Raw genomic sequence first — 4,810 nt, 5'->3', positions numbered from 1 at the left:
CCCCCCGTGGCCACGGCCCCGGCCACCGCCGTGCCAACACGGAGAGCTTGTTGCCCTTCCTCAGCCCCTGGCGTCCGTCCCGCGCCGCCCAACGTGTGACCGTTCGGTAACGGAAGACCTAAGGCTTTGCCTTTGAATTCCTTGATAGCCGCCCATACGGCGATAATCATGGCAATCTGCATCAAGGGCGTGGCCAACCAACCGAGCTGTGGCATGGCGTGATTGATACCCATATACATCACGAGGATGCTGCCGAGCGCAATGGTCATAATCACCTTGTACACGAACGCCTCGACACATCCGAATGCCCACTTACCGACCTCGCGAAACCCATGTTCCGGCCAGAGGGACACGAGCAAATACGCCGCGGCCATCAGCCCACGTGCCAAAGCAACAAATTGCCACCACACGAGCTGGAACGCGTAGTAAGCCAGCATCAACGCGAACACGAGACCGAGGATGAGAATGACCAAAATGTCGGTTGCCCGCTGTCCAATCCCATCCGATGTGGTGATGAGGTATTTAAATTTCTCGTCCCTTGATTGCGAAGATGAAATTGTCTGGTCCTTGAACCATTGCTGTCTCTGCGAATCGTCCATCTGCATGACCTTGTCGAAGTTCGCTTCCCCATCTTTGACGTTGCCAAACTCCAGCATGAGATACGGATCTTTCGCAAGCGCTGTCCACAAGGCATTGGACACGGTGTCCAGGGGAGTGGATCCCTGATTGCTGTCACGCTGGATGCCGTTCGCCATCGAGTTCAGCACCTGGGTGCTAACCGCGGCGCTGGCGTCATTGGCCTGGTTGAGGACAGTGGGCAAGTTCGTGAAGATGGCGCCTGAAAACCCGATGATCGCTACCGTGGTGAAGAGGGTTTGCCACATCCGCTGCGCCCGCCCTGAGACCCAGTAGTAGATCATCCAGACAACCGCGATGGCACTCATGAAGTACCAAATCGGCTCCCAAATGGCTCGACGAAGGGCCTCCATCGCAAACGTGAGGGAACCGGTCAAAATCTTGACGATCTGCTCCACCAAACACGTAATCCAAAACAGGCTTACCGACTGCGTCTTCTACAGCCCCAAACAAATCTGGTGACCGCATGCCCGCACCGAGCCGCAGGTTCTCCTTGGGAATCGTTATCACTACCACTTCTCGCCCTTCGGAGATCTCCGCCGTAATCACGGGCATGCCTGTCCGCCTGTCGAAAGTTGCGATGAGATCCGGAAAGGTTGCCAATCGTTGGCCGTTTTTTTCGAGCGTCATGTACTCATTCCAGAACGTCAACTCGACATCGGAAATCTGCACGCGACCCACGTCAAAGCCACCGCTAGTTTCCAAGTGAACCGCGGAGACGGCTCCCTCGCAAATCAACTCTCCGCCAAGATAGTTCAATACCGCACGAATCGTGGCGTCCCCTCTGCCCGCCTGCACCATTCGTTGTCCGAGCTCGATGGCTTCGGAAATTCCTCCTACGGCACAGTGCTCCCGTGCATATTTGACGGTTATGGGGTTGCGAGCCACCGCCACCAAGCCCCCGGCGCGGATGGATAAGTCGCGCACCAGCGCTGAGACCGTCGTGAGCGAACCGCTGGTGACTGTCTCCACATACCTAGGACCAGCACCGCCGACCGCCGCTTGGATGGAGGTATGGTCAGCTACCCTGTGTAACCCCACAGAACCCATCGCCCCTGTGGGATAAGCGCGGCCATTACAAGGGGCATCCACGACGGCGATACCGAGCGTAGCCGCTTGGAGCCACCCGTTCACTGTCGTCCCGGAGCCGTTTTCGTTGGTGATGATGCCGGCAATCGGCCGATCCAAACGTGACTGCAGCAACTGCAACGCCCGGACGTAATGCACCGGCTTGACATACTTGTCTTTCGCTGCCGGCGCCCCCACCAGTGCGACCGTGACCAATAGCGCATCGTCGTCCAGCTCGTCCAACGACACAAGCTTCGGATCGCCAATCTTAATGGACAGGTTGCCAACCACTTTCCCCTCGTCCGGCCAGCCACCACCGCCGCCGCCAAGAACGGACCCGCCCAGGACAGCGTATGTCACATCCTGTGCCGTCAATGCTCGCGCCATATGGACGCCTCCTGTCGCCAGATGGGCTCCAATTCCTCTGTAAATGGAGCGTACCGGGAGATGGGAGTTGCAGCCATGGATGGTGAAACAAATTGGTAGAGATGAATTTGTGCCTCGGAACAATCTCGGAGCACACTTGTATCGGTCTCCAGTGCTTGATCAGCATCTTAGCGTTGGTCCGCGTTCATATATTATCCTTGACAATATTATCATCATGTATATACTCATGAGCAGGAGGCGATTGGAGTGAATATCGAAAGCGTAATCCTCGGCTTTTTGATGGATGAGCCAATGAGCGGTTATGACATCAAGCGAAAGTTTGAGATGTCGGTTTCAAACTTCTTCGAGGCGACATTCAGCGGTATTTACCCGGCATTGCGGAAGATGGAGAGCGCGGGGTTGATTACAAAAGAGGTCGTCATCCAGCAGGGAAAACCGAACAAAAACGTATTCACCATAACAGAAGCCGGGAAAGAGGCTTTTTTTGCGTACCTGGAAAGTCCCTCACGGGCCACGGTGGTTCATTCCGACTTTTTGATCCGCTTCTTCTTCGGCAAACATGCTTCAAAAGAACAACTCCAACGATGGATTTTGGATGAACGAAACCGGATCGAAGAAAATTACAGGAAATTGCTAGAGACGAAAGAATCCGTGTACGAGTACCTGACTCCGTTTGAAGCGTTGACCCTTGATTATGGCATCGCCCACACAGCCTTTTCATTGGAATGGCTCCAGCGGCTCGCACGCGAAAGCGGAATTGAGGTGTGATCCGATGGCGAAGACAAACCAAGGATTCGGCATCGTGGCTCTCATGTGTTTAGGCATATTTGTTTGCATGATTGACACGACCATCATGAATATCGCCCTCCCTGCCATTCAGGACGATCTGCACGCCTCCTTGGAAGCGATGTCCTGGATGCTGAACGTCTACACCATGTCAATCGCTGTCCTTTCCATCCCTCTGGCGCGTGTGGCCGAGATTTTTGGAAAAAATAAATTTTTTATTCTTGGGACGTTCCTTTTTGGAACGGGATCCGCTCTATGCGGGCTGGCCAACAGCGGCGAATGGTTGATTACAGCCCGGTTTGTGCAGAGTATCGGAGCTGCCGTTCTGATGCCTGTCAGCATGATTATCGGCGTGAGTGCGGTCCCTGTCAGCAAGCGCTATATAGCTCTCGCGACACTGGGCAGTACCCAGGGACTCGCCGCAGCCTTGGGTCCCGCGGTTGGCGGATTCCTGACTCAAATCGCCGGCTGGCCCTGGGTGTTTTACGTGAACGTGCCCATCTGCTTGGCGGCCATTCTAGTCGGGCTTACGAAGTTGCCGCTGCGCAACGAAGATCGCACTCGCGTGAAATTGGACTTCATAGGTGTCCTCCTGTCCAGCCTCTCTGTTTTTTCGCTGACATTCGTGTTGGTAAGAGGAAATGATTGGGGCTGGACCAGTAGGTTGGCTTGGGTTTGTTACCTGGTGGCCTTTCTCTCATTGGTCGCGTTCTTGATGGCAGAGCGTAGGGTGGCCAATCCTATGGTAAATTTGTCGCTGTTCCGCAATCGCCAGTTCGGGGGAGCCACCTTGGCGATGGTGGCCGCAACCGCTTATATGGTGGGCGTCACGGTGCTGCTTCCGCAGTTTTTGACACGGTTCCAAAACAAAACGGAGCTGCAGGCGGCCCTTTTAATCACCCCCGTTTCAGCGACCATATTCTTCATCGCGCCGATTTCCGGCACAATCGCGAATAAAATTGGAAACTTCCTGCCTGTCCTGTTCGGGTTTATGTCGCTCGGATCGGCGTATTTCCTGCTTGCAAGGCTCACCATACAGGCTTCCACTTTGCATCTGGTGTTGATTGCTATGCTGGTCGGAGCTGGATTCGGTCTCGTGATTGGTCCAGCAAGCACTGCGAGCGCAGCAGATTTCGAAGGCGAGATGCTGACTGCCGCACAAAGCGTGACTCAGATGTTTCGACAGATTGCGGTCGTCCTGGCCGTAGCGATATCCGTCTCGGGCTTAACCCACTACCTCTCTGTCCAACAAAGAGAAGTCATGCATTATGCGAGCGACAGAGCCAGTGAATTGAACGTTCCGGACTCCGTGAAATCCGCCGTTCTCCAAGAGTCAAAGACCCGAATTTTGAGCTCCACATGGAATTCCGGCGGAGAAAATCCACCACCCAGCTCCGTGCTGCCCAAGACTGAACGCCAAAGGATGATTGCGGCCGCTGTGAACAAAGTCCTCGCCGGCATGCCGCCGGGCACCCGGAAACAAGCGAGATCGAGGGTCATCGAACAGGTGACGCAACAGGTGGATGCTGACATCCAACAGTACAAGCGACAAATGGACACGTATTCATATGACCTGGAACATCAGGCTGCGGAATTGATGTCGGCCTCGTTTTCAAAACTGTATCGGGCTGGATTCCCGATTGTTCTGGCAACCATCATGGTTTCCTTCTTGTTTTTGGGAGGAAGAAAAGCAGAGGGCGCAAAATAGATGACTTGCGTCATAATATCCATTGAACTTGAATTTTCATGGCTATCAACGTATGTATAATGCTAGTGGGAGGTGGATTCAGTGAAAAAGGCACCTTTTATGGCAATAGTACCAACAGCCATGGTCGTAACGACAGCATGGGCTCCCCAAGTCAGCGCTCATCCAGTCTACATGTCAGAAAGCCACCAAGTGTCTTCTGTCCGTGCGAGTCAAGTCGCGTTGCCC

4 protein-coding genes are annotated in these 4,810 nt (G+C 54.3%); 2 read left to right on the top strand and 2 right to left on the bottom strand.

Translation table 11 applies throughout. The annotated features are described in order from the left end of the window. Both ASH01S_RS17155 and ASH01S_RS17150 read right to left on the bottom strand, forming a co-directional pair. Nucleotides 1–884, bottom strand: an 884-nt coding sequence (locus ASH01S_RS17155; protein WP_157067222.1) for a hypothetical protein, incomplete at its 3' end; no start/stop codon positions are given. After that, nucleotides 793–2,091 carry an S-methyl thiohydantoin desulfurase family protein gene (locus ASH01S_RS17150; RefSeq protein ID WP_083517322.1) on the bottom strand — a complete coding sequence of 433 codons (1,299 nt, stop codon included), beginning with the start codon at nucleotides 2,089–2,091 and terminating at the stop codon, nucleotides 793–795. The genes ASH01S_RS17150 and ASH01S_RS17155, both read right to left, overlap by 92 nt. A 246-nt stretch (nucleotides 2,092–2,337) precedes the next feature. Here ASH01S_RS17150 and ASH01S_RS17145 point away from each other — a divergent pair, with 246 nt between their 5' ends. Both ASH01S_RS17145 and ASH01S_RS17140 read left to right on the top strand, forming a co-directional pair. Further along, nucleotides 2,338–2,859 carry a PadR family transcriptional regulator gene (locus ASH01S_RS17145; RefSeq protein WP_067929657.1) on the top strand — a complete coding sequence of 174 codons (522 nt, stop codon included), beginning with the start codon at nucleotides 2,338–2,340 and terminating at the stop codon, nucleotides 2,857–2,859. Nucleotides 2,860–2,863: 4 nt separating this feature from the next. Beyond that, the gene (locus tag ASH01S_RS17140) at nucleotides 2,864–4,585 is read left to right on the top strand and encodes an MFS transporter (RefSeq protein ID WP_067929656.1); all 1,722 of its coding nucleotides are present in this window, start codon (nucleotides 2,864–2,866) and stop codon (nucleotides 4,583–4,585) included. Nucleotides 4,586–4,810: the final 225 nt, after the last annotated feature.

It is taken from the genome of Alicyclobacillus shizuokensis NBRC 103103, assembly GCF_001552255.1.
Classification (GTDB): domain Bacteria; phylum Bacillota; class Bacilli; order Alicyclobacillales; family Alicyclobacillaceae; genus Alicyclobacillus_G; species Alicyclobacillus_G shizuokensis.
Note: the sequence above shows the minus strand (reverse complement) of the source record. Positions and strands in the feature narration are given on the sequence as shown.